The organism is Allobosea sp. 05T433 (assembly GCF_056396065.1).
This window is the reverse complement of record NZ_JBFTKS010000047.1, coordinates 1-19,319: the sequence shown is the minus strand read 5'-3', so window position 1 is coordinate 19,319 and position 19,319 is coordinate 1. Positions and strand designations below refer to the sequence as shown.

The following is a 19,319-nucleotide window of genomic DNA, read 5'->3' as shown; positions in this document are numbered from 1 at the left end:
AGCTCAATCGAATGCTTGCCAGTGCGCGCGAGACCACGCGAACGGCGCTCCTGGGAGCTACCGCGCTCATTTGTGCGAGCGCCGTGACGCCGGCCGTTGCCCAGGCTCCGGCCCCCGCGCCCGCGCAGGCGCAGTCCCGACCGAACATCCTGTTCATCATGGGCGACGATATCGGCATCATGCAGCCGAGCATCTACCACCGCGGCCTGATGGTCGGGGAGACGCCCAATATCGACCGGATCGGCCAGGAAGGTGCGCTCTTCACGCATTACTATGCCGAGCAGAGTTGCACGGCGGGGCGCAATGCCTTCTTCACAGGCATGCATCCGCTGCGCACCGGCATGATCCCGCCCCAACTGCCGGGCAGCCCGTCCTATCTTCGGCCCGGAACCCCGGCACTTGCGAAATTCCTGATCGATCTCGGCTACAACACCGGCGAGTTCGGCAAGAACCATCTCGGCGACCACACCGACGCGTTGCCGACCGCGCATGGCTTCCAGGAATTCTGGGGCTATCTCTATCACCTCGATGCGATGCAGGGCGTGAGTTTCCCCGACATCAACAGGACCCCGACCCAGCAGACCGTGGCTCCGCCATGCATCAACACCACAATTCCGGGCCTTCCCCCGGTTCCCGGCGCGGTGGATCCAAGGGTAACGACCTGCCTGACGCCGCCCCGTCCGGTGCTGTTCTGCACATCCTCCAACGGCACGGCGGCCAACCAGACCTGCCGGGACGAAGGGCCGCTGACGCTGGAACGCTCGAAGACGGTGGACGAGGAAATCTCCGCCAAGGTCGTCGACTTCCTCGAGCGCAACGACCCCCGCCGGACTAACAAGCCGTTCTTCGCCTGGTACAACCCGGCACGCATGCATGTCACGACGGTTCTGTCGCCGAAATACGAGGCCATGATCGGCGAGCCCGGTGGCAAGGACTGGGGCTTGAACGAAGCCGGCATGAAGCAGATGGACGACAATATCGGCGTCGTGCTGAAGAAGCTGCAGGACATGGGCCAGCTCGACAACACGATCATCGTCTTCACCACCGATAATGGCGCAGAGACGATCTCCTTCCCGGATGGTGGCGTCACTCCCTTCAAGGGCGGCAAGCTGAGCACCTGGGAAGGCGGCATGCGGGCGCCGGCGCTCGTGCGCTGGCCGGCCGGCGGCATCCGGCCGGGTACCATCAAGAACGACATCTTCGCGTCGCTCGACTGGCTGCCGACCCTCGTCAACCTCGCGGGCGGGGACAAGGGCGATGCGCTGAACCAGCGCATCATGGCCGGCAGCTATCCTGGCATCGTCAAGACCAAACTCGATGGCGTCGACCAGGCCGAATACCTGCTCGGACGGTCGGAGAAATCGGCGCGCGATACGTTCTTCTACTATTCCGGCAAGGACCCGTCGGCGGTCCGCTACAAGAACTGGAAGATCTACTTTGCCATGGTCTCGGACTCGCCGGCCGGCTTCATCTCCGGCGTGATGCCCTACCACTGGGCCCAGGTCGTCAATATCAAGCGCGACCCCTTCGAGACCACGATCGGTTCGCAATACAAGACGCTCCTGGGTATGGGCGGCTCAATCGGCTCCCCCTCCACCGCCTATCTCTATGATTGGAACATGTTGCCGATCGGCCAGGCGCTGTGGATGAAGGAACTCCTCTCCTACAAGGACTTCCCGCCGATGCAGGACCCGGCGAGCTACAACCTCGATCAGGTCATGGACCAGATCAAGAACTCGAAAGGCCGGTCCGACTGAGCGCTGGCGAAAGCAACCAGGCAGGCGTCCTGCTCGGGGGCGCCTGCTCCCTTCCATCAGGCTGGCGAGCACCAGAACCTCTTTCAAGGGAGGACGTCATGAAGACCTATGTCATGACCGGCATTGCGTTATCGATCGGATTGATTTTGTCAGGCTGCCAGAGCTCGCAATCACGAGCGCAGCAACTCGCCGCGATCTGCGCCGATCCCAACAACCGGGCGCCCAAGTCCGGCTATTGGCGTGAATGCCAGACGCTCTATCCGTCAAGCACGCGGCAATTGCAGAAGGATTATCTGCTCGGCGCTGCGGCCGGAAACTGAGGCCCGTCCTGGGCCGGGTCTTCCGATCCGGCCCAAGCCTTTCCGGCTGAACCTTCCCTCGTCACACCTGGGTCCGCGAAGCCCCGTTGAAAGGACCCCGAGTCCATTCGACCCCGCATTCCCCCAAACTATCCGGAGGACGTCATGCCATCCTACGCCTTCACTGCCCTTGCGCTCTCCGCCGGGCTCGCCCTGGCCGGTTGCCAGTCCACCTCCCAGACCGTGCAGCACAAGGAGGATCTGCTCTCGGCCGCCGGCTTCACCCCGCAGCCCGCAAACACGGCGGAGCGCATTGCGGCGATGAAGAAGTTGCCGCCCAACAAATTCGTTCAGCAGGTCAAGAATTCGCAGATCATCTACGTCTACGCCGACCCGATCGTCTGCCAATGCGTCTATTTCGGCAACCAGGCGGCTTACGCCCAGTTCCGCCAGATGGTCTTCGCGCAGAAATTGGCCAATGAGCAGCAAATGACGGCAGTAATGAACCAGAGTGCCTTCGACTTCGGGCCCTGGGGTGGGCCAGGACCCTTCATGTACTGAGGCCCGTTTCTCGCCGGCATTGGAAGGGAGGCAAGGATGAAGTCGATCAGTTCTACCGTCGGCCTGGACCGACGCATGCTGCTCAACGGCCTGGCGATCCTGCCGGCCCTCGCCATACCCCTGGGCTTCACAATCTCTTCGGCCTCCGCCCAGACCGATGCGTTGCCGTCCTGGAACGAGGGCCCGACCAAGGCATCGATCATCGATTTCGTCACGCGGGTTACGACCCAGGGCGGAGCCGATTTCGTGGCGCCCGCCGAGCGTATCGCGGTGTTCGACAATGACGGCACGTTGTGGGTGGAGCAGCCGATGTATGTCCAGCTCGCCTTCGTGCTCGACCGGGTCAAGGCGCTGGCGCCGCAGAACCCCGGCTGGAAGACGAAACAGCCGTTCAAGGCGGTCCTCGCTGGCGACATGCGGGCCTTGGCGGCAACCGGCGAACAGGGGCTGATGCAGCTCATCGGCGCCACCCATGCCGGCATGACCTCGGAGGAGTTTGCGAAGATAACCACGGACTGGCTGGCGACGGCGCGCCATCCGCGCTTCAAGCGCCCCTATACCGAGCTGGTCTACCAGCCGATGCTGGAATTGCTCGCCCATCTCCGGGCCAATGGCTTCAAGACCTATATCGTGTCGGGAGGCGGTGTGGAGTTCATGCGACCATGGACGGAGCGGGTCTACGGCATCCCGCCGGAGCAGGTCCTGGGCTCCTCGATCAAGACGCGGTTCGAGATGCGCGATGGCAGGCCGGTGATCTTCCGCCTGCCTCAGATCAACTTCATCGACGACAAGGCCGGCAAGCCCGTGGGTATCAATCAGCAGATCGGCCGCCGGCCGATTGCGGCGTTCGGGAACTCCGACGGGGATCTCGAAATGCTGCAATGGACGACCCTGTCGGGCGGGCCGCGCTTTGGCCTGATCGTCCACCATACCGATGCCGAACGAGAATATGCCTATGACCGCCAATCGCATTTCGGAAAGCTCGACATCGCACTCGACGCGGCGGCCGTGAACAAATGGACGGTGGTCGACATGAAGCGGGACTGGAAGAAGATCTTTCCGTTCGCGGAGTGAGGACGGCATTCGGCGGCCGCGCGGGGCAGGGAGCATGTCCCGAGGCGCCAAACGGGTGCAGGGTTTCCGTCTGGCTGCACGCAATGTGAAAGGGGACATCTCATTCATTCTGACACGCCGTGAAAGCGCATTGCGCCGAGCGATCTGGGCTTTTTGCACGCGCGCCGGCGGAAGGCGTGCACACCCACAAGGGAGGCTCCAAATGCTCACGAAACACTTCACCTGCGTCATTTTTCTGCTTGCTGGGCTTGGATCGGTGCGGGGTGAGGCTCAGGCGCAAGGCACCGAGCCTCGGCCGAACATCCCCCTGCAAAAGACGATCGGTGTAGCCACACCCACGGGGCCAGTTCCCTCGCTCGCCGTCATCAACTCGACAGGCGCAAAGCTGGAGGGAAACACCCTGACTTTGACGGGTGTTTCGGCGAATTCGATCGTTTTCGCTGATCGCCCCGTGCGCGCCGCCGGCCATGTCGCCACCAGGCAGTTCATCATGCAGTGGGACGAAGGAAAGGACAATTTCGCCAAGGATCCGCCGAACGCCACCATATCGGTCCTGGGCGGGGATGGTTCGAAAGTCAGCGATGCCGTGGTGACGTTGCGATCGCCGAAACTCGATGCGGGCAACCTGACCTTTGAGGTCTCAATCCTCGAGGGGAGCCTCACCGGGGCGAGCGGGCCGGCGGCGTTGTTCATCGACCGCTTCGGAGGCTTCGGCGGCGGCGGGTTCGGCGGCCGCCTCGGAGGCGGCGATTTTGGCGGGCGCGACTTGGGTGGCTTTGGCGGAGGCGATCGGTTTGGCGGCGATGCGCGACTGGGGGATGATCGTGTGGGTTATGACCGCTGGGGCGCCTATGATCGAGCCCGGGTTGGCGGCGCCTACTGGCATGCGCCGGTCTATAATGGCGCTTGGTATGCCAGTGGGGCGGCGCTGGGTGCGGCTGCCGGACTCGCTGCGACGCGGCCATATGGCTACGGCTATGGTCAGTGCGGGTACTATCCCTATCCGGCCTGCTACTAGATCCCCGTGGTGCGCCGGGCCGGTGGGGCAAGCGCAAACTGCTCAGGGTCGTTCCCTTCGCGTCGAGACGGTCCTCGGCCAGAGATCGACCCGGCGTGTCAAGTGATGCCGGCAAAGCAGGTGCGGGCCGCATCCGGCCGCCGCGCCGAGGAGCAAGCTCTCATCCTGCCGGCACGCCGTAGACCCGCCTCGTCGAAATCTCGTCCCCCGCGTCTGATGCTTCATTCGGCCAATACAAAGGGCTAGAAAATGAGCGGCTCGTTGAGAATTCTGGCGCTTGTGCTTGGCGCAGTCGTCGCGGGAGCATTTGGTGATGCCTCGGTCGCGCAGGAGCAGCAGCATTTCCATCCGAAGGGGAACATGCCTTCGCGATTCACGATCGAAGCGCAGGAACAGCAGAGGCGGATATTGCCCCTTGCCGACAAGCAGGACTTCCAGGAAGCGAAGCGCGGCTTTATCGCTTCCCCGCCCTACCGCAAGATCATGAATGACAAGGGCGACGTGGCCTGGAACATGGATAACTGGAACTTCCTCCTGAACGGGAAGGACTATGACAGCATCCATCCGTCACTGCAGCGCCAGGCCTTGCTCAACATGGAGTATGGCCTGTTTGAAGTTGTGCCTGGCATCTATCAGGTCCGTGGCTTCGACCTCGCCAACGTCTCGTTCATCCGAGGGAATACCGGTTGGATCGTGATCGACCCCCTGACCGTCAAGGAAACATCTCGCGCCGCGCTCAGGTTCATCAACGAGAAACTCGGCGAACGCCCCGTCGTGGCCGTGATCATTTCCCATTCCCATGGTGACCATTTCGGCGGAATCCGCGGCGTCGTGGATGATGCTGCGCTGGCGGCAGGAAAGCTGCAGATCATTGCCCCCAAGGGCTTCATCAACGAGGCCATCTCCGAGAATCTCTATGCCGGCAACGCGATGACCCGCCGCAAGAGCTATACCTATGGCGACCTGCTGCCTCAGAGCCCGTATGGCCATGTCGATTCATCGATCGGCAAGGGAGTCGCCAGCGGTGATGTCGGCATCCTGCCTCCGACCCGGAGCATCGAGCAGCCGGTCGAGGAATTGACCATCGACGGCGTGCGGATGGTTTTTCAGAACACGCCCGGCACCGAAGCGCCGGCGGAGATGAACACCTGGTTTCCCGATTTCAAGGCGTTCTGGGCCGCGGAGAACATCGTCGCCAGCCAGCACAATGTGCTCACCTTGCGGGGCGCGCCGGTGCGCGATGCGCTGGCGTGGTCGCAGTATATCAACGAGGCGCTGTACCGGTTCGGCGATCAGGCGGAGGTGATGTTCGCATCGCATAGCTGGCCCCGCTGGGGAAAGGCGCGGATTGCCGAGGTGATGCGCGGACAACGCGACATGTACGCGAACCTGAACAACCAGGTCCTGCATCTGGCGAATTCCGGCGTGACGATCAACCAGATCCACAATGTCTATGAGCCGCCCAAAAGCCTGCTTCAGCAATGGTATGACCGCGGCTATCACGGCTCCTACCTGCATAACAGCCGGGCCGTGATCCAGCGTTACCTTGGATTCTGGGATCTGAACCCGGCAACCCTGGTCCCACTGTCGCCGGAGGAATCGGCACCGCTTTACGTGGAGATGATGGGCGGCGCCGCGAAGGTGATGGCGAAGGGGCGCGAGCTCTACGAACAGGGCATGTACCGTCACGCAACCGAGATTCTCAACAAGCTGGTCTATGCGGAGCCGGGCAATCAGGACGCAAAAAATCTCCTCGCCGACACGTTCGAGCAGATGGGCTACCAGTTCGAGAGCCCGAGCCTGCGTAACAGCTTCCTGGCCGGCGCCAAGGAGTTGCGCGATGGCGTCATCGCGGTGAAAGCGGCAAAGGCGGGCAGCCCCGACTTCGTACGCGGCACCACCACCGAGCTGTTCCTGAATTACCTCGGGGTCCAGATGGACAGCCGCAAGGCCGACGGCATGAAGTTCAAGATCAATATCTCGACGCCGGACAATGGCGAGCGGTTTGTGGTCGAGATGAGCAATGCGACGCTGACGACGATCGCCGGCTATCAGGCCGCGGATGCAGATCTGACGATCACGATCGATCGCCGCGAGCTGGAGGACGTGATGATCGGCACGGCGAAGCTGGCCGACAAGGTCTCGGCCGGAAGGGCCAGGATGGAAGGAAATCCCGCCGTGCTCGCGCAGCTCGGTTCGACAATGGTCAAGTTCGACAATTGGTTCGAAGTCCTGCCGGGCACGAAGAAGGAGACCGGAACTTCGCCAAGACCCGAAATCCTGCAGGACGACGCGACCTATTACGAGGGGCCCTGACTAAACCAAGGAAGGGCTCAGTCATCCCGGAGCGCGAAAGCTCCTCGGTTTTCTTTTCGGACCTCTATTGCGGCGAGCCTTGTTGCTTGCGGCTGCGCCAAAGCCAGACGAGGAGCACGACCGTGCCGATGGCTGCCAGGACGAGCGGGAGCACCCTTATCCCAACATGACCCCATCGCGGGATGTAGGTCGCGATCCCGGACATATGCGTGCCGAAATAGAAGGCGCCGGCACCCCAGACGGCAACCCACAGAGCGCCGCCGAGCGCGTTGAAAAGCAGGAAGCGCCGCCAATCCATTCCGGTCGTGCCGGCGGCGATGCCATTGAGCTGCCGAAGGATGTTGACGAACCGCGCCGCGGCCACCGTCGCTGGACCATAACGTGCAAAGACCGCTTCGACGTGATTGAAGCGCTCAGGTGTCAATCCGATCCGCGATCCATGCTTGAGGATGACGGCTCGGCCGAAGGTCCGGCCGATCAGGTAGCCGACATTGTCGCCGAGGACAGCTCCCACCCAGGCATTGAAGAGCACGGCGGACAAGGACAGCTCGCCGCGGGATGCGAGTACGCCGGCGAAGATCAGCGCGGATTCCCCCGGCAAAGGTGCCCCGAGCGACTCCAGAAACAGGATCACGAAGATGGCGACAGCGCCATATTCGTGAATATAGGGCTCGACGGCCGAAAACAGATGTTCCATTCCGCGCGTCGCCTCGCTGGATCATCGGAGCCGATATCGTATCCTGCCCGAAGACAAATCGGCACATCTGCGGTGATTATGGGCGGAGCGCTCGGCCTGTAAATCGACTGGTCGCGGCGGAAGGCTCCACGGTCGACCGGCGCGAAACCCTCCCATGGATCGTCGGTCGTCAGGCTGCCCGGAGCAGATGATTGCCTGGCCGGTCGCCGGGCCAGGACTGTTCGCAGTCCGGTCGCGGGGCCCTCTTCATCTTATTGTGGACGTTGAGTCATCGCGCGCAAGGTCTTCGGCGGACTCACGTTTTAGCCTGACCCGCGAGCGTGTGACTTGAGCCGCCGGCTGTCGCGGGCGCAAACCGGGCGGCCGGATCCCGCTCCCCGGCTCGGCGCCGTCTCGCGCTGCTATTTGAACGCCATCGGGGCGACAAAGAGTGCAGCGAGTGCCAGCACGACCCCGATACGCAGCCAGACAGCCCTGACGTGATGTCTCACAAGCATGCGACGCTCCCTCAGACACAACGACGGAACTCACGTAGCGAACCCGTCGCGGACCTGCATTCCGGTGACGGAGCCAGCCAAGCCTCTATCTCATCTTGAACCTGCCCCTGCGCGGCGCAAGCGGCGTTGAGGCTGCCGGGCTCCTGGCCGGGGTCACGACTTCGTCAACGGGCAACGCGGTCCCGCGGCTTGCGCGGGGGGCGACGAACTCTCCCGTCAGGAAACCGCCATCATCCACGAGCACAACGCGGGCATCATCCCGGCATGCGGCGCAGCCTCATCCCAGACTGCGGCGGGCCGCGGTTGGTTCGTTCGCGGATATCGGCCGCGCTGTCCACGGTCGCCGCGATGGGACGATCCGATCTTGGCTAGGACGGCCCGAAAGCGGCCCGAGCGCGGCCACCTTCCAGGCGCTGTCGTCCCACCATCACAGCAAGGGAGACGCGACCATGCCTGAGCTCTCGAACACCCTGATGGACCCATTGCAAAATTCTCTGACTGTCGCAGTCGAGACGAACAGGCTCGCCCTGGACGCCGCCCAGAAGCTTGGCGTGCTGCAGATGAGGATGCTGCGGAGCTGCATGGACCTGGGCTTCGCGCGGCTGAGCGCAGCCGCCGAGATCAAGGACGCGGATGGCCTCATGGCGTTCCAGGCCGGCCAGATCGAGGCCGCGATGAGCCTGTCCGAAAAGCTGATCGACGACAGCATGGCGCTCGCCGATCTCGGCGAGGGGATCATGGTGGAATGCGGCAGGCTGACCGAAGACGTCATCGGCCCATCATCGCAGCCGCTGTCCCTGCAGGGCAGAGTCTCGCGCAAGGCTGCGTGAGCAGGGTGCCCGATGCGCGATTTCGCATGCGGTGAGCCAAGGGCCGATTGTCATGAACTGCTCGATCGCGCCGGCTTCGAGCGGCCCGAAGGCTTCTTCTCGAGCCTGCTCTGGAGCGCGTGGCTCGCCTGGCGCAGGGCGTGATCATGTTCCGCCGCCGAAGGCGGCGCCAATCTAGGGCAGGGGTGCCGCCATGCTTCGGAGCCAGGTCTGCAGCGGACAGGTTCCGGCTCCCCGGAGGGCCGCAAGGGGCGGCCCATCGGCTCGCGATGGATCCCGGACCTCATCGCCACGTGCCGTCAGCGCGGCCCAACGATCCTCGTGAGGAAGGACCAGACACTGCTTTCCGCGTTCCGGATCGCCTCGGCCCGTAGATCATGAGCGCGGTTCCGGTAGAATTCCATGAGCTCCGGCGTGACCTGCAGCGGGGCCGCGGCAGGCCCCGCCTTCGTGGTTGCCGCAGTGCCGCAGAGGTCAGAAGGCTGGTGGACCGGCGGCGGGACAGGCTGCAGCCGGGGGATTTCGAGGGGGCAGTCTGTAGCCAGCGGGAGCGCAGGAGCCGAAGCGAGCATGGTAGCCTCCTGGAGTGGCGATGTCGGAGCGTGGTGAGGCGCGATGCTACGCATCCGACTGAAGCTGGCACATCGTCGGAACCAATGAGCCTGCTTGCTGCTCCGCCTGCCGCTGACCTCATCCGGGCGCGCTAGCATGAAACGGTCTGACACCGCATTGGATCTCGCGCCGCGCGTCGGATCCTGAGTGCTGGTGCAGGGTTTCGCCGAAACTGCGAACTTTCATTCCGCGCGCTGGAGCGACAGGAACGAGCGACGGAAGCGATGATTAACCTTGCGTCATATTACTTGGAAGAAAGCACAGGGATCGAGTATTTCGAGTCAATCCGGTTGCGTCATTCTTCAGTGTGGTGCAGCATTTTCCCACTGGCGACAATAACAGCAGGTACTCGCGGCAACTGACGGGCTGGGGATTGCACATGGCTGATCTCGACGGAGCCTCGGCCCAGGCGTTATCCGACACAATCGGTAGAATCTATGATTGTGCGCTCGACCCCCAACATTGGCCCGACACCTGCCGAAGCATTGCCGCCCTCTGCGAAAGCACGGCAGGTGGAATCTGCGTCCACGATCTCCGGCAGGTGCTGAACGACCAGCTCTTCGTCTTCGGGTATCCGCCGGAGTTCCTGGTGCAGCTCGGAACGCATTATGCGAAAAGTCCTATGGCCGCTGCCGATGTCGTCGCGAATCTCGGCGATGTCAGCGCGCTCTCGATGAATCACTCCGAACTGGTCGAGAGCAGGTTCTTCAGCGATGTGCTGAAGCCCTTCGGCGTGCAGGACATCATCTGGTTTCCGGCCCTGCGGACCGGTGGCCGCATGGCCTCGCTGCACGCCTCTCGCGGCGAAAAGATCGAGTATTATCAGAAGTTTGATATCGACCTCTTCAAGCTGCTCGCGCCGCATGTCTGCCGCGCGCTCGCCATCTCCGATGCGCTGGATATCAGGGTGCTGAAATCGGAGATGCTGGAACGGACGCTCGATGCGCTTGCTGCAGGTGTTTACCTCACCGCCCGCGATGGCCGCGTCGTCTATATGAATGCGGCCGCCGAGCGCCAGGTCAGAACCGGTGGCTCGATCCGGCTCGTGAACAACCGGCTTTCCCCCACGGATCCGGCGGCGCGCGCCAGCCTCTCGCGGGCCCTCGACCAGGCCGGGCGCGACGACATCGCGATTGACACGAACACGCATTCGCTGGCCCTGCCGGATGCCGGGGGCACCGGCTATGTCGCAACCTTCCTTCCAGTCGCGTCCGGGCAGCGCCGCAGCACGGTTGCCCCCTTTGCCGCATCCTGCGCCGTGTTCATGCAGGACCCTGCCCAGGCGCCGCTGATGCCGGGCGAGGCCTTTGCCAGGCTGCATGGGCTCACCGGTGGCGAACTGCGCGTGCTGCTGGCGCTGGCCGAGGGATTGGGCGGCAAGGAAGCGGCCGATATGTTGGGCATAAGCGAGCCGACCCTTCGCACCCATCTGCAGCATATCTTCGCCAAGACCGGCACCTCCCGACAGGGCAAGCTCCTGCAGTTGCTGCACAACTCGACGCCGCCGGTTCGTGCCTCGCAGGGGCCTGCTCTAAGAGCCTGAACACGTTCGGGCGGGCTTGTACGCCTCCTCGGCCCGCACTTCGGTGCGGGGACAGGAATATGAGCCCAATCCGCTCTCGGCCATGATCCGGTCGCTGGCCTCATCGGTTTCGATGATGCGGATGCGAAGCGTTTGCCTAGCATTGTGCATCGGTCCGAAACCGGGCCGGAGTTGGCAGCCTCCCACAGCTTCGGATGGTTGCTCCCTGCACGCAGGACGAGGAGAGACGTGATGGCTGCTTCGAGAGCCGCTGGCCCGATCACCGGAATTTGCCGTGTCTTTGCCGCATCTGTCCTGGGCGTCCACCTGGTGATGGTGCCGGGTGCAATGGCGCAGGGCGAGCCAGGGTTTGCCCGCGAATGCGCCGCGAAGGAGATCACGACCATCACCCTGATCGAGGATCATGGCGAGGCCGCGATCCTGCCGTCGGAGCGGCTGCATGACGCAGCTGAGACGCAGCTCCGCGCGCGCTCGGTCTGCTATGCCGGTCGCGTCGACGAAGCGCTCGCGCTCTATGACAGCATTCTCGCGCTGGGACCGATCACGACGGCAAAGCGCTAGAACTCCGCTCCTCATCCCGACTGCACCGAACCGGCGTATGGACGCCAACGCCGTAAGCCGAGTTGGGAATTCACGCTCTCGCTCCGCGCGGACGGTGGAGCGCGGCGCACGGACATTCTGTCTGGCCATGACCGTCTTGACCCTCGCCGGCCTTCCCTTGGTTCGCCGGGCCTATCGTGGCGTTGCCATCCGTCCGACGACGGCCAGGGCGAATTCCACGAGGTAGGCGTTGAGCGTCAGCGACGCCGTGCTGGCTGCGGCCACATCCTTGCTGGCGATGCCCTTGAGGATCTGCTGGTGGAGCCGCTTGCCGCGCGCGATCTCCTGCTGCTCGTCGCGCACATGCATGACCCAGAAGCGCCGCGACAGGGACTGCAGCGGCGTCATCAGGGCCRCGAGATAGGGATTATGCGCCGCCTCGATGATCAGCGCGTGAGTCTGCCCGACCGTTTCTGAATAGTCGTGCAGCGTGAATTCGCCATCAAGCACGGCCGCCAACTTTTCAATCGCGGCAATGTCCTTCTGCGTTGCGCGCGCGCAGGCAAGCTCCACCGCGAGCAGTTCGTTGGCGCGCCGCACCTCCAGGCCGCTGAGCTGATCCTCGATCGAGATGCCGGGGATTTCGATGCCTTTGTTGGGGTGGATCCGCACCATGTAGCTGAGGGCGAGGCGCTGGATCGCCTCCCGCACCGGCGTCCGGCCGAGCCCGGTCAACTCCATCAGATGACGTTCCGAGACCATCGAGCCGGGCTTCAATTCGCCCCGGACGATCAGGCGTTGCAGCACGGCGACGGCTTCTTCCGACTGGTTCATCTCACCCTTCCGCGCCGTGCTGTGTCGCTGCGCAGATCCGCAGCGGCGTTCGATTCCGCCTACCTCATCCGCGCCGGCTTTCCAAACCATTATTCATCCGATATATCGGTCGCATATTATCGATGTTCAATGTCGTCGCCGGAGGAATGATCCTTGAAATACGCCCCCCATCTCGAGCCCAGTCCCTTGCCGTTTTCGCCATTCAAGAGCTGCACGGTGCCGCGGCCGATCGGCTGGCTGTCGAGCGTCAGCGCAGCCGGCGTCGAGAACATCGCGCCCTACAGCCAGTGGCAGAACCTCACCTTCGACCCGCCGATGGTGATGTTCTCAGCGAACCAGTATCCAGACGGTCGCCGCAAGGACACGGTCCTCAATGCCGAGGAGACGGGCTGGTTCGTCTGGAACATGGCGACCTTCGACCTGCGCGAGGCCGTGAACATCAGCGCGATGGCCTTGCCCGCGCATGAGAGCGAATTCGATCGCCTGAACGTCACCCGGGAATACGCCGATAACGCCCGCATTCCGATGGTCAGGGAAAGCCCGGTCAAGTTCGAGTGCAGATATGTCAGCACTCACCGGATCAAAGGCAATTCTCCCGTCGGCTCCATCGATATCGTCTTCGCCCAGGTCGAGAAGATCCATATCGATGACGCCGTCATCTTGCCGAGTGGAAAGCTCGACATCGAGAAGATCAAGCCGATCGCTCGCCTCGGCTATTTTGACTACACGGTGGTCAAGGACATCTTCGAGATGCGGGTTCCGGGCGCGGACGGAGACGCGCGGCAAGGGCTGGAAGGGCGCTCCACCTTGCGCTGACGGTTTCACCGATTTTTGAACCGAAGAACCAAGCAATAAGAGGGGAATTCCATGTCAACGGCCGAGCTATCCCTGGCGGATCGCGCCCCGACTTCACGTCGCATCAAGGATCTGATCGCAGTCAATTTCGGAAATACGCTGGAATGGTTCGATTGGGCGATCTATACGATCTTCGCTCCCTATTTCGCGCTTCAGTTCTTTCCGTCGAACGATAAATCGGCCGCGTTGCTGGCGGCTCTGGCCGTATTCGCGGCCGGTTTCCTGACCAGGCCGCTGGGTGGCCTGATCTTCGGGCTCTACGCCGACCGCGTCGGCCGCAAGCGCAGCCTGACGCTCGCCATGCTGGTGACGGCCGGCGGCAGCGTGGTCATCGCCTGCGCCCCGACTTATGCCTCGGCCGGCCTGTTTGCCTCCGTCGTCCTGCTGGTTGCACGCCTCGCCCAGGGCATCGCCCATGGCGGCGAGATGGGCACATCGGTGACCTATCTCGTCGAGCGCGCACCGTCGCACCGGCGCGCGCTCTATGGCAGCACGTCGTGGATGAGCGTCGTGCTCGGCACGATGATCGCGACCTGCACTGGTCTCCTGCTCAATGCCAATCTCGAACGGGCGGCCCTGGAAAGCTGGGGCTGGCGCATCCCCTTCGCGATGGGGGGGCTGCTCGGGCTCTACGGCCTGTACCTCAGGCGCAAGCTCACGGAAACGGCCAGCTTCGAGAAGAAGCAGAAGCAGGCCGCCAAGACGACGGGCCTGGCCCCGCTTGCACGGAACTGGCGCGGCGTCGCCGTGGTCTTCGGCCTCTCCGCCGGCGGCTCGATCATGTTCTACACCTGGCTGATCTACAGCCCGACCTTCGCCCAGATCAGCCGTGGCCTCGATGCAAAGTCGGCACTGACGGCGAGCCTCATCGCGCAAGCGGTCTTCTTCGCCGCGATCCCGCTGGTCGGCTGGCTCGCCGACCGGTTCGGACGGCGGCCCTTCATCATCCTGTTCGGGCTTGGCTTCATCGCCCTGACCTTCACCCTGGACGGCATGATCACCAACCAGTTCAGCGGACTGCTCTCGGCGATGATCGCGGCGCTGCTGATCCTGGCCTGCCTGTTCGGGGTGAACACGGCGGTCTGGGCCGAGGTGTTTCCCACCGAGATCCGGGCGACCGGGGTGAGCGGGCCGCTCTCATTGGCGACCGCGATCTTCGGCGGCACCGCGCCCTATGTGAACACCTATCTCGCCCAGCAGGGCCAGCATTCGCTGTTCCTCGTCTATCTCATGGTCGTGTCCGCGATCACCTTGCTGACCGGCTTCCTGATCCCGGAAACCCGGCATCTCGATCTGGACCGGCCGGACACCGGACGCCTGGCCAACAGCCCGCGAGAATGATTCCGGGGATATCGGCCCTGGCCGGAAGCTCAAGGTGAACAAGAGGAGGGCCGCCGATCGCGCGGCCCTCTGCACCGTCTCCGACCAAGCCATCCCGGCCTCCGACAGGCTGTTGCTCACTCCCAACTCAGGAGGCGGGGGCAAGGCGGCCCGACCGAAAGCCCGGCGCCGCCCGGCTTGGTGATGCCCGCCTTGGCCCGCTGCTCAGGCCGACAGCGTCAACGGAGCCAGCCGCCTGATGAAGTCGGCCTGCGAGCGGCTGCCGGTTTTCGCGAGCACTGCCTTGACCTGGCCGCGAACCGTCTCCCGGCCGACCCCGCGCGACAGTGCGAGCTGCTCGACCGTGCTGCCCTCCAGGAGCCCGCCGGCGATGGCTGCCTCCGCCCGGGTCAGATCGTAGAGCTCACACAGCAGCGAGGCTTCGATCCGCAGGCTTCGGGCCGTTGTCGTGATGACGAGCAGGGCCTGGGCGCGCGAGAAGATATCCCGCGCCTGGCGGCGAACCGGCAGCACATGGACGATGAACGCGGGGCGATCCCCCCGGCAGGGCACCGGGATCGAGCGGGTATCGCCAACCCGGTCCTGCCCGAGATCGGCCAGCGCCTTTTGCAGCAGCGCGTTCGCACGGGGATCCTCAAGCGCGATCTTGTCCCTTGCCCTGACGACGATCTGCCCGATCAGCGCCTCGAAGCCCGGATTGGCCGCGCAGAGCGCGCCGCCGGTGCCGACCAGGGCAGCCGGAGAACCGGCCTTCTCGAAGGAATCGAGGCTGACCTGAGCGCGTTGCATCTGCAGCTTCGAGGCCAGAACCGCGGCCCGCGCGAGGTGCGGGCGGACGCTGTCGAGCAGTTCTGTCTCGCGACGGGAGACCGGACCCAGCTCGAATTTGCGCTCCAGTGTGAAGACGATGGTCTCGCCCGAGGACGAACGCACATTCGTTGCCGTGCCCCAGCCATAGCCCTCGGGCCGCAGGAAATCGCGGTAGAGCGCGGTCTCGGCCAGCTCGTCTTCTGTGAAGAGGTCGTGATCGGTCACGAACCCGGTCCCGCCATGCGCCAGAAGACCGGCCATGCGGGCGTTCCGGTCCATCCAGCCCTGATCCAGGAAGCGCTGGAAGACCGGCGAAAACTCCCTCGACGCGACCCAGTTCGTGCCCTGTCGGGAATGCACGAAGAGTAGCCCCCCGGTACAGCCGGCGATCTCCGCCAACCGCGCGATCGCCGTCGGCCAGACCTCCGGAACGGCGGCGGCCTCGTAGAGCATGGCGACCGCATCCCCAAATTCGTTCGCATCCAGCATCGCCGCCCATCCCCCCGTCAACGAGAGTGTAACAGTGCGGGCCATTCCTCAATCGTCTTGGCCGAGACCTGTTGTGGACGCAGATGATGGTCAGACAGATCGCGGCCCGACAGGACGAAACCTTGGCAGGGAAGACCCATAATTTGGTCGCGAGAGCGGTTCTCACCTTATTGTGGACGTTGAGATATCGCGCGTAAGGGACTCTGCTGATTCAGGTATTCGCATGGCCGCCGGACATGCCTGCAGGTTCGCGGGCAGAACGCTTGCGGCTGACCTTGCGAGGCTGGTGGGCAAGCGCTGTCGGCACTTGGCCGAGAATAGCAATTTATTGGCGTGAAGGCGCAAATTGCAGCGCGAAGCGCTGTGTTAGCGCAGCTTCGACAATGAAAATTTACGCTGCGGTCTGTCCGATTTCGCCTGCGCGGATGATCGCGTCCTCAGCCCAAACGATGGACGCGACGATGTTCAACGAGTTTTCCCGTCGGTCGAAGGCGACCAAGATTGCTGGCCGGCTGGAAGCCTTCATCAGCATGCTCCACTCCGCCGCTGAAATCAGCGCCGCGTCTGGTCATGGCGATGCCCGCCGCATGTTCGACAACACGCTGGCATTCTACGCCGCTGTCTGGGCCGCGGCGGATGCCTTTGGGCAATTGCTTCGCGCATCGCCCCAAGAGACTGCGGAAGCCGTGCGGCTGCATATTGGGCGCGTCGCCGATGCCGGCGAGACGTTCGAGCTGATGAAGATGGCCTTCTCGCTGCCGGAGCTTGCCCCGGTTGTTCAGGCCACTGGCTTTGCGATATTCACGAGCCCTTCCGCCCCGGTTGGCGGTATGGTTTCGCATCGGCTGATCCCGCTCGCCGAGCTGATCGCCAATTTCAAGGGGCGCCCTCGTCTCTCCAGTTGATCCGGTGCCCGGGAACGACGGCACGGCAGGAGGGATCGGAACCTCGGCACCAGGCTGTTCATTCTCGGGGCCACGGCACCGGTGGCGGAACGGGAACTCGATGGCTCGCGGGAACCGCTCCAGCGCGCGCAATCCACTCGGGGGCCAAAGGCGCAGGCGCTACCGCAAGTCGTCTCGCGGTGACGTCCACTAGCCTGCTGGCAGGTGCTGCCAGTATTCGAGGAGAGCGACCGTGAGCACCCCGAGTGTCGCAGACATCACGTAGGACGACTTCAAGACGAGCGGGCCCTTATCGCCCCGAAGCGCGTAGACCACCGCCCCTGCCGCAAGGACGTATGGCACGAGAATGGGCAGGGGCGCGTCGATCAGCCCATAGGCGAACCACAGGAACGGGTAGATCAGGCCAATCAGCAATTGGACGGCCAGCGCGAGCCCTCGCGATCGAATGAGGACGACCAGCCAGGCAGCGGCCAGGATCAAGGCAKGAAGTTCTACCGAGGGATGCATGACGAATCCTGGATGAGCGCGGCGCGAGGCCAGTGCGAACCACGGGGGCTTCATCGTTACAGCAGTGGAACAGGCCCTCACTTTCTCCTCGGTTACTTGGAGTTGTCGAGACTATGGAGCGGCCGGCGGCCATGGCCCGTTCGTTCGTCGATATCGGGCATGCTGCCGCGCGCGCCCACCTATTCGACCGGGGCCCAGCTGCGGTCGGGGTCGTAGCGCAGCAGGCGTTCCGCCATCGCGCTGGTCTTCGGGCCGAGATTTTTCTGCAGTACGACCCCGTTATGTCCACAGATGAAGGTCATGACGCCGGTCTTGCCCCATTCGGCTGGCCAGGCCACGAGGCCGAAGCCAGCGATCATGTTGCCGTTGACGACATAGGAATGCGCGCCGCCGGGTGCCCAGGGTCCTTGTGCCTTGAGGATTCGAAAGCGATAGCCGGCATAGGTCCGGTATCCGCGATCCAGCAGGGCCTCGCTCAGGGCGCCCTCGAGTGGGCTGACATCGGCCTGCCCGGTTCTCGGCCAGTACAGCCCGTTCTGCGTGCCGGGCGTCGAGATCAGGTTCTGGGCATATGCGCGCACCTGGTCGCCATCATGGTCCGTGCGGAAATACTCGCGCTGGGCGCCGATATAGGCTTGGCAGGCCTCGATGGCGCGCAGTTCGTTCTCGCCGATGGTGCGGTTGAGGATCTCGTCCCGACCGGCCGCGACATCGAACATCCAGGCCTCGCCGCGCCGCACGATCGGGATTGGGAACTCGAATTTTCGCTTCCCTAGCGTCAAGATCCGAGCGGCGTCGCCGCGCGGTGTCAGCGTGACGGATTCCGCCGCAGCTTCGTTGAACCGGTCGAGTCGCTCGCGGTCCAGCGTGGCATCGCCCGTGCTCAGCACGTCGCGGGCCCCCGGCCCGAAGATCCGATCGAGCACGCCAGGCTCGCGCGCCCGCGCCGCCTCGACCAGCGCAGCGGACGCCGCATCGGGTGAGGGGAAGCTCTGCTGGGCTGCGGCAGGGCCCGCCATCATCAGGACAGCGAGCGAGACCGGGACTGAAAACCGAGCGTGATGTGCCATGATCATGTCCCCCAATCAGCGCCGTCCACCGCGACCGCCACCACCGCCCCCGCGGCCACCGCCGCCGCCGATATGTCCACCGCCGCCACGGCCGCCGCCGCCGATGTGAGCGCCGCCGCCGCGACCTCCGCCGCCGATCTGTCCGCCTCCGCCTCCGCCGCCGCGGCCCGCCGGCATGCTGATCTGCCCACGGCTGGCTGCGCCGCGATTGCCATAGGCCGCCGCGCCTCGGCCGGCATCGATGCCGTCAAAGGCGGTCCGGCTTGGTGTCGGGCGAGGTCTCGCGCCCTGCGGCGCCGCTGGTCGCGCCTGTGCCGTCGGAGGCCGTGCCGAGGGCCGCTCGGGGCCCGACGGTCGCGTCGCGGGTCGGCCTGCGTCGGCCTGCGGTCGCCCCTGTCCGGCCCCGCCCTGGGGGCGATCCTGGCCGGGCCGCGCATCGGGACGGGCGGGTTGCTGGGACGGACGCTGGCCGATCATCCCAGCCGCCGCGCCGCCGATCGCGCCTGCCGCCGCACCGCCCAATGCTCCACCGACGCTGCCCGGGCCTCCTGGGCCACCGATGCCGCCAACGCCGCCTGGGCCCCCTGGACCGCCGACGCCACCGATGCCGCCGGACCCTCCGGGACCACCAACGCCGCCAGCCGGCCCGGGGCCGCCAATGCCGCCAACGCCACCCGGGGCGCCTGGCCGGCCAACGCCGCCTGGGCCTCCCGGTCCGCCAACACCGCCTGGGCGGCCTGGGCCGCCGGGGCGGGCGAGGCCGG

General features: G+C 64.4%; 18 protein-coding genes and 1 pseudogene. 14 read left to right on the top strand and 5 right to left on the bottom strand.

Annotation, left to right across the window (positions count from 1 at the left end):
* The first annotated feature begins 11 nt into the window (after positions 1 to 11).
* The 6 genes from AC1DGP_RS32965 to AC1DGP_RS32940 all read left to right on the top strand — a co-directional run bounded on the left by AC1DGP_RS32965 (position 12) and on the right by AC1DGP_RS32940 (position 7,025).
* The gene (locus tag AC1DGP_RS32965) at positions 12 to 1,757 is read left to right on the top strand and encodes an arylsulfatase (protein WP_441508701.1); all 1,746 of its coding nucleotides are present in this window, start codon (positions 12 to 14) and stop codon (positions 1,755 to 1,757) included.
* 98 nt (positions 1,758 to 1,855) lie between these two features.
* Positions 1,856 to 2,077, top strand: coding sequence for a hypothetical protein (locus AC1DGP_RS32960; RefSeq protein WP_441493108.1), 222 nt, complete (start codon positions 1,856 to 1,858; stop codon positions 2,075 to 2,077).
* 144 nt (positions 2,078 to 2,221) lie between these two features.
* Entirely contained in the window at positions 2,222 to 2,617 is a 396-nt protein-coding gene (locus AC1DGP_RS32955; protein WP_441508693.1) for a hypothetical protein, read from the top strand.
* A gap of 75 nt (positions 2,618 to 2,692) precedes the next feature.
* Positions 2,693 to 3,691, top strand: a complete 999-nt coding sequence (locus tag AC1DGP_RS32950) for an HAD family hydrolase (protein WP_441508700.1) — start codon at positions 2,693 to 2,695, stop codon at positions 3,689 to 3,691.
* Positions 3,692 to 3,893: 202 nt separating this feature from the next.
* Positions 3,894 to 4,709: a hypothetical protein gene (locus AC1DGP_RS32945; RefSeq protein WP_441508699.1), complete on the top strand. Its 816-nt coding sequence runs from the start codon at positions 3,894 to 3,896 to the stop codon at positions 4,707 to 4,709.
* Positions 4,710 to 4,958: 249 nt separating this feature from the next.
* Complete coding sequence (locus tag AC1DGP_RS32940; RefSeq protein WP_441508692.1) at positions 4,959 to 7,025, top strand: alkyl/aryl-sulfatase; 2,067 nt, start codon at positions 4,959 to 4,961, stop codon at positions 7,023 to 7,025.
* 64 nt (positions 7,026 to 7,089) lie between these two features.
* On the opposite strand, the gene AC1DGP_RS32935 is transcribed toward AC1DGP_RS32940, so the two are convergent.
* The gene (locus AC1DGP_RS32935) at positions 7,090 to 7,722 is read right to left on the bottom strand and encodes a DedA family protein (RefSeq protein WP_441508691.1); all 633 of its coding nucleotides are present in this window, start codon (positions 7,720 to 7,722) and stop codon (positions 7,090 to 7,092) included.
* Positions 7,723 to 8,668: 946 nt separating this feature from the next.
* Here AC1DGP_RS32935 and AC1DGP_RS32930 point away from each other — a divergent pair.
* The 4 genes from AC1DGP_RS32930 (at position 8,669) to AC1DGP_RS32915 (ending at position 11,765) form a co-directional block, all read left to right on the top strand.
* On the top strand, positions 8,669 to 9,049 hold the full coding sequence (locus tag AC1DGP_RS32930) for a phasin family protein (protein WP_441493103.1): 381 nt from the start codon (positions 8,669 to 8,671) through the stop codon (positions 9,047 to 9,049).
* 12 nt (positions 9,050 to 9,061) lie between these two features.
* On the top strand, positions 9,062 to 9,193 hold the full coding sequence (locus AC1DGP_RS32925; protein ID WP_441493102.1) for a hypothetical protein: 132 nt from the start codon (positions 9,062 to 9,064) through the stop codon (positions 9,191 to 9,193).
* An 847-nt stretch (positions 9,194 to 10,040) separates the two neighbouring features.
* Positions 10,041 to 11,204, top strand: coding sequence for a helix-turn-helix transcriptional regulator (locus AC1DGP_RS32920; RefSeq protein ID WP_441508690.1), 1,164 nt, complete (start codon positions 10,041 to 10,043; stop codon positions 11,202 to 11,204).
* A 231-nt stretch (positions 11,205 to 11,435) separates the two neighbouring features.
* The gene (locus AC1DGP_RS32915) at positions 11,436 to 11,765 is read left to right on the top strand and encodes a hypothetical protein (RefSeq protein WP_441508689.1); all 330 of its coding nucleotides are present in this window, start codon (positions 11,436 to 11,438) and stop codon (positions 11,763 to 11,765) included.
* Between the two features lie 171 nt (positions 11,766 to 11,936).
* On the opposite strand, the gene AC1DGP_RS32910 is transcribed toward AC1DGP_RS32915, so the two are convergent.
* Positions 11,937 to 12,578 (bottom strand): GntR family transcriptional regulator, encoded by a 642-nt coding sequence (locus AC1DGP_RS32910; RefSeq protein ID WP_476833113.1) that lies wholly within the window; start codon positions 12,576 to 12,578, stop codon positions 11,937 to 11,939.
* Positions 12,579 to 12,731: 153 nt separating this feature from the next.
* Between AC1DGP_RS32910 and AC1DGP_RS32905 the strand changes: the two genes are divergently transcribed.
* Together AC1DGP_RS32905 and AC1DGP_RS32900 are read left to right on the top strand one after the other, a co-directional pair.
* Complete coding sequence (locus AC1DGP_RS32905; protein ID WP_441508687.1) at positions 12,732 to 13,394, top strand: flavin reductase family protein; 663 nt, start codon at positions 12,732 to 12,734, stop codon at positions 13,392 to 13,394.
* A 51-nt stretch (positions 13,395 to 13,445) separates the two neighbouring features.
* On the top strand, positions 13,446 to 14,774 hold the full coding sequence (locus AC1DGP_RS32900) for an MFS transporter (RefSeq protein WP_441508686.1): 1,329 nt from the start codon (positions 13,446 to 13,448) through the stop codon (positions 14,772 to 14,774).
* 204 nt (positions 14,775 to 14,978) lie between these two features.
* Here AC1DGP_RS32900 and AC1DGP_RS32895 read toward each other — a convergent pair whose 3' ends face one another.
* Positions 14,979 to 16,073, bottom strand: coding sequence for a helix-turn-helix transcriptional regulator (locus AC1DGP_RS32895; RefSeq protein WP_441508685.1), 1,095 nt, complete (start codon positions 16,071 to 16,073; stop codon positions 14,979 to 14,981).
* A 236-nt stretch (positions 16,074 to 16,309) separates the two neighbouring features.
* Here AC1DGP_RS32895 and AC1DGP_RS32890 point away from each other — a divergent pair, with 236 nt between their 5' ends.
* Entirely contained in the window at positions 16,310 to 16,978 is a 669-nt protein-coding gene (locus tag AC1DGP_RS32890; protein ID WP_476833112.1) for a hypothetical protein, read from the top strand.
* A 189-nt stretch (positions 16,979 to 17,167) separates the two neighbouring features.
* Here AC1DGP_RS32890 and AC1DGP_RS32885 read toward each other — a convergent pair whose 3' ends face one another.
* Together AC1DGP_RS32885 and AC1DGP_RS32880 are read right to left on the bottom strand one after the other, a co-directional pair.
* Positions 17,168 to 17,485, bottom strand: a complete 318-nt coding sequence (locus AC1DGP_RS32885; protein WP_476833111.1) for a hypothetical protein — start codon at positions 17,483 to 17,485, stop codon at positions 17,168 to 17,170.
* A gap of 179 nt (positions 17,486 to 17,664) precedes the next feature.
* Positions 17,665 to 18,555, bottom strand: coding sequence for a DUF2950 domain-containing protein (locus tag AC1DGP_RS32880; protein ID WP_441508682.1), 891 nt, complete (start codon positions 18,553 to 18,555; stop codon positions 17,665 to 17,667).
* A 450-nt stretch (positions 18,556 to 19,005) separates the two neighbouring features.
* Between AC1DGP_RS32880 and AC1DGP_RS32875 the strand changes: the two are divergent.
* Positions 19,006 to 19,319: pseudogene (locus AC1DGP_RS32875) on the top strand (hypothetical protein); the annotation flags it as partial.

Excerpts from the sequence above, each read along its gene's own strand:
- AC1DGP_RS32945 (WP_441508699.1), top strand. The coding sequence starts at position 3,894 with ATGCTCACGAAACACTTCACCTGCGTCATTTTTCTGCTTGCTGGGCTT.
- AC1DGP_RS32920 (WP_441508690.1), top strand. The coding sequence starts at position 10,041 with ATGGCTGATCTCGACGGAGCCTCGGCCCAGGCGTTATCCGACACAATC.
- AC1DGP_RS32925 (WP_441493102.1), top strand. The coding sequence starts at position 9,062 with ATGCGCGATTTCGCATGCGGTGAGCCAAGGGCCGATTGTCATGAACTG.
- AC1DGP_RS32960 (WP_441493108.1), top strand. The coding sequence starts at position 1,856 with ATGAAGACCTATGTCATGACCGGCATTGCGTTATCGATCGGATTGATT.
- AC1DGP_RS32940 (WP_441508692.1), top strand. The coding sequence starts at position 4,959 with ATGAGCGGCTCGTTGAGAATTCTGGCGCTTGTGCTTGGCGCAGTCGTC.
- AC1DGP_RS32880 (WP_441508682.1), bottom strand. The coding sequence starts at position 18,555 with ATGGCACATCACGCTCGGTTTTCAGTCCCGGTCTCGCTCGCTGTCCTG.
- AC1DGP_RS32930 (WP_441493103.1), top strand. The coding sequence starts at position 8,669 with ATGCCTGAGCTCTCGAACACCCTGATGGACCCATTGCAAAATTCTCTG.
- AC1DGP_RS32965 (WP_441508701.1), top strand. The coding sequence starts at position 12 with ATGCTTGCCAGTGCGCGCGAGACCACGCGAACGGCGCTCCTGGGAGCT.
- AC1DGP_RS32950 (WP_441508700.1), top strand. The coding sequence starts at position 2,693 with ATGCTGCTCAACGGCCTGGCGATCCTGCCGGCCCTCGCCATACCCCTG.
- AC1DGP_RS32895 (WP_441508685.1), bottom strand. The coding sequence starts at position 16,073 with ATGCTGGATGCGAACGAATTTGGGGATGCGGTCGCCATGCTCTACGAG.
- AC1DGP_RS32935 (WP_441508691.1), bottom strand. The coding sequence starts at position 7,722 with ATGGAACATCTGTTTTCGGCCGTCGAGCCCTATATTCACGAATATGGC.
- AC1DGP_RS32955 (WP_441508693.1), top strand. The coding sequence starts at position 2,222 with ATGCCATCCTACGCCTTCACTGCCCTTGCGCTCTCCGCCGGGCTCGCC.
- AC1DGP_RS32900 (WP_441508686.1), top strand. The coding sequence starts at position 13,446 with ATGTCAACGGCCGAGCTATCCCTGGCGGATCGCGCCCCGACTTCACGT.
- AC1DGP_RS32890 (WP_476833112.1), top strand. The coding sequence starts at position 16,310 with ATGCCTGCAGGTTCGCGGGCAGAACGCTTGCGGCTGACCTTGCGAGGC.
- AC1DGP_RS32915 (WP_441508689.1), top strand. The coding sequence starts at position 11,436 with ATGGCTGCTTCGAGAGCCGCTGGCCCGATCACCGGAATTTGCCGTGTC.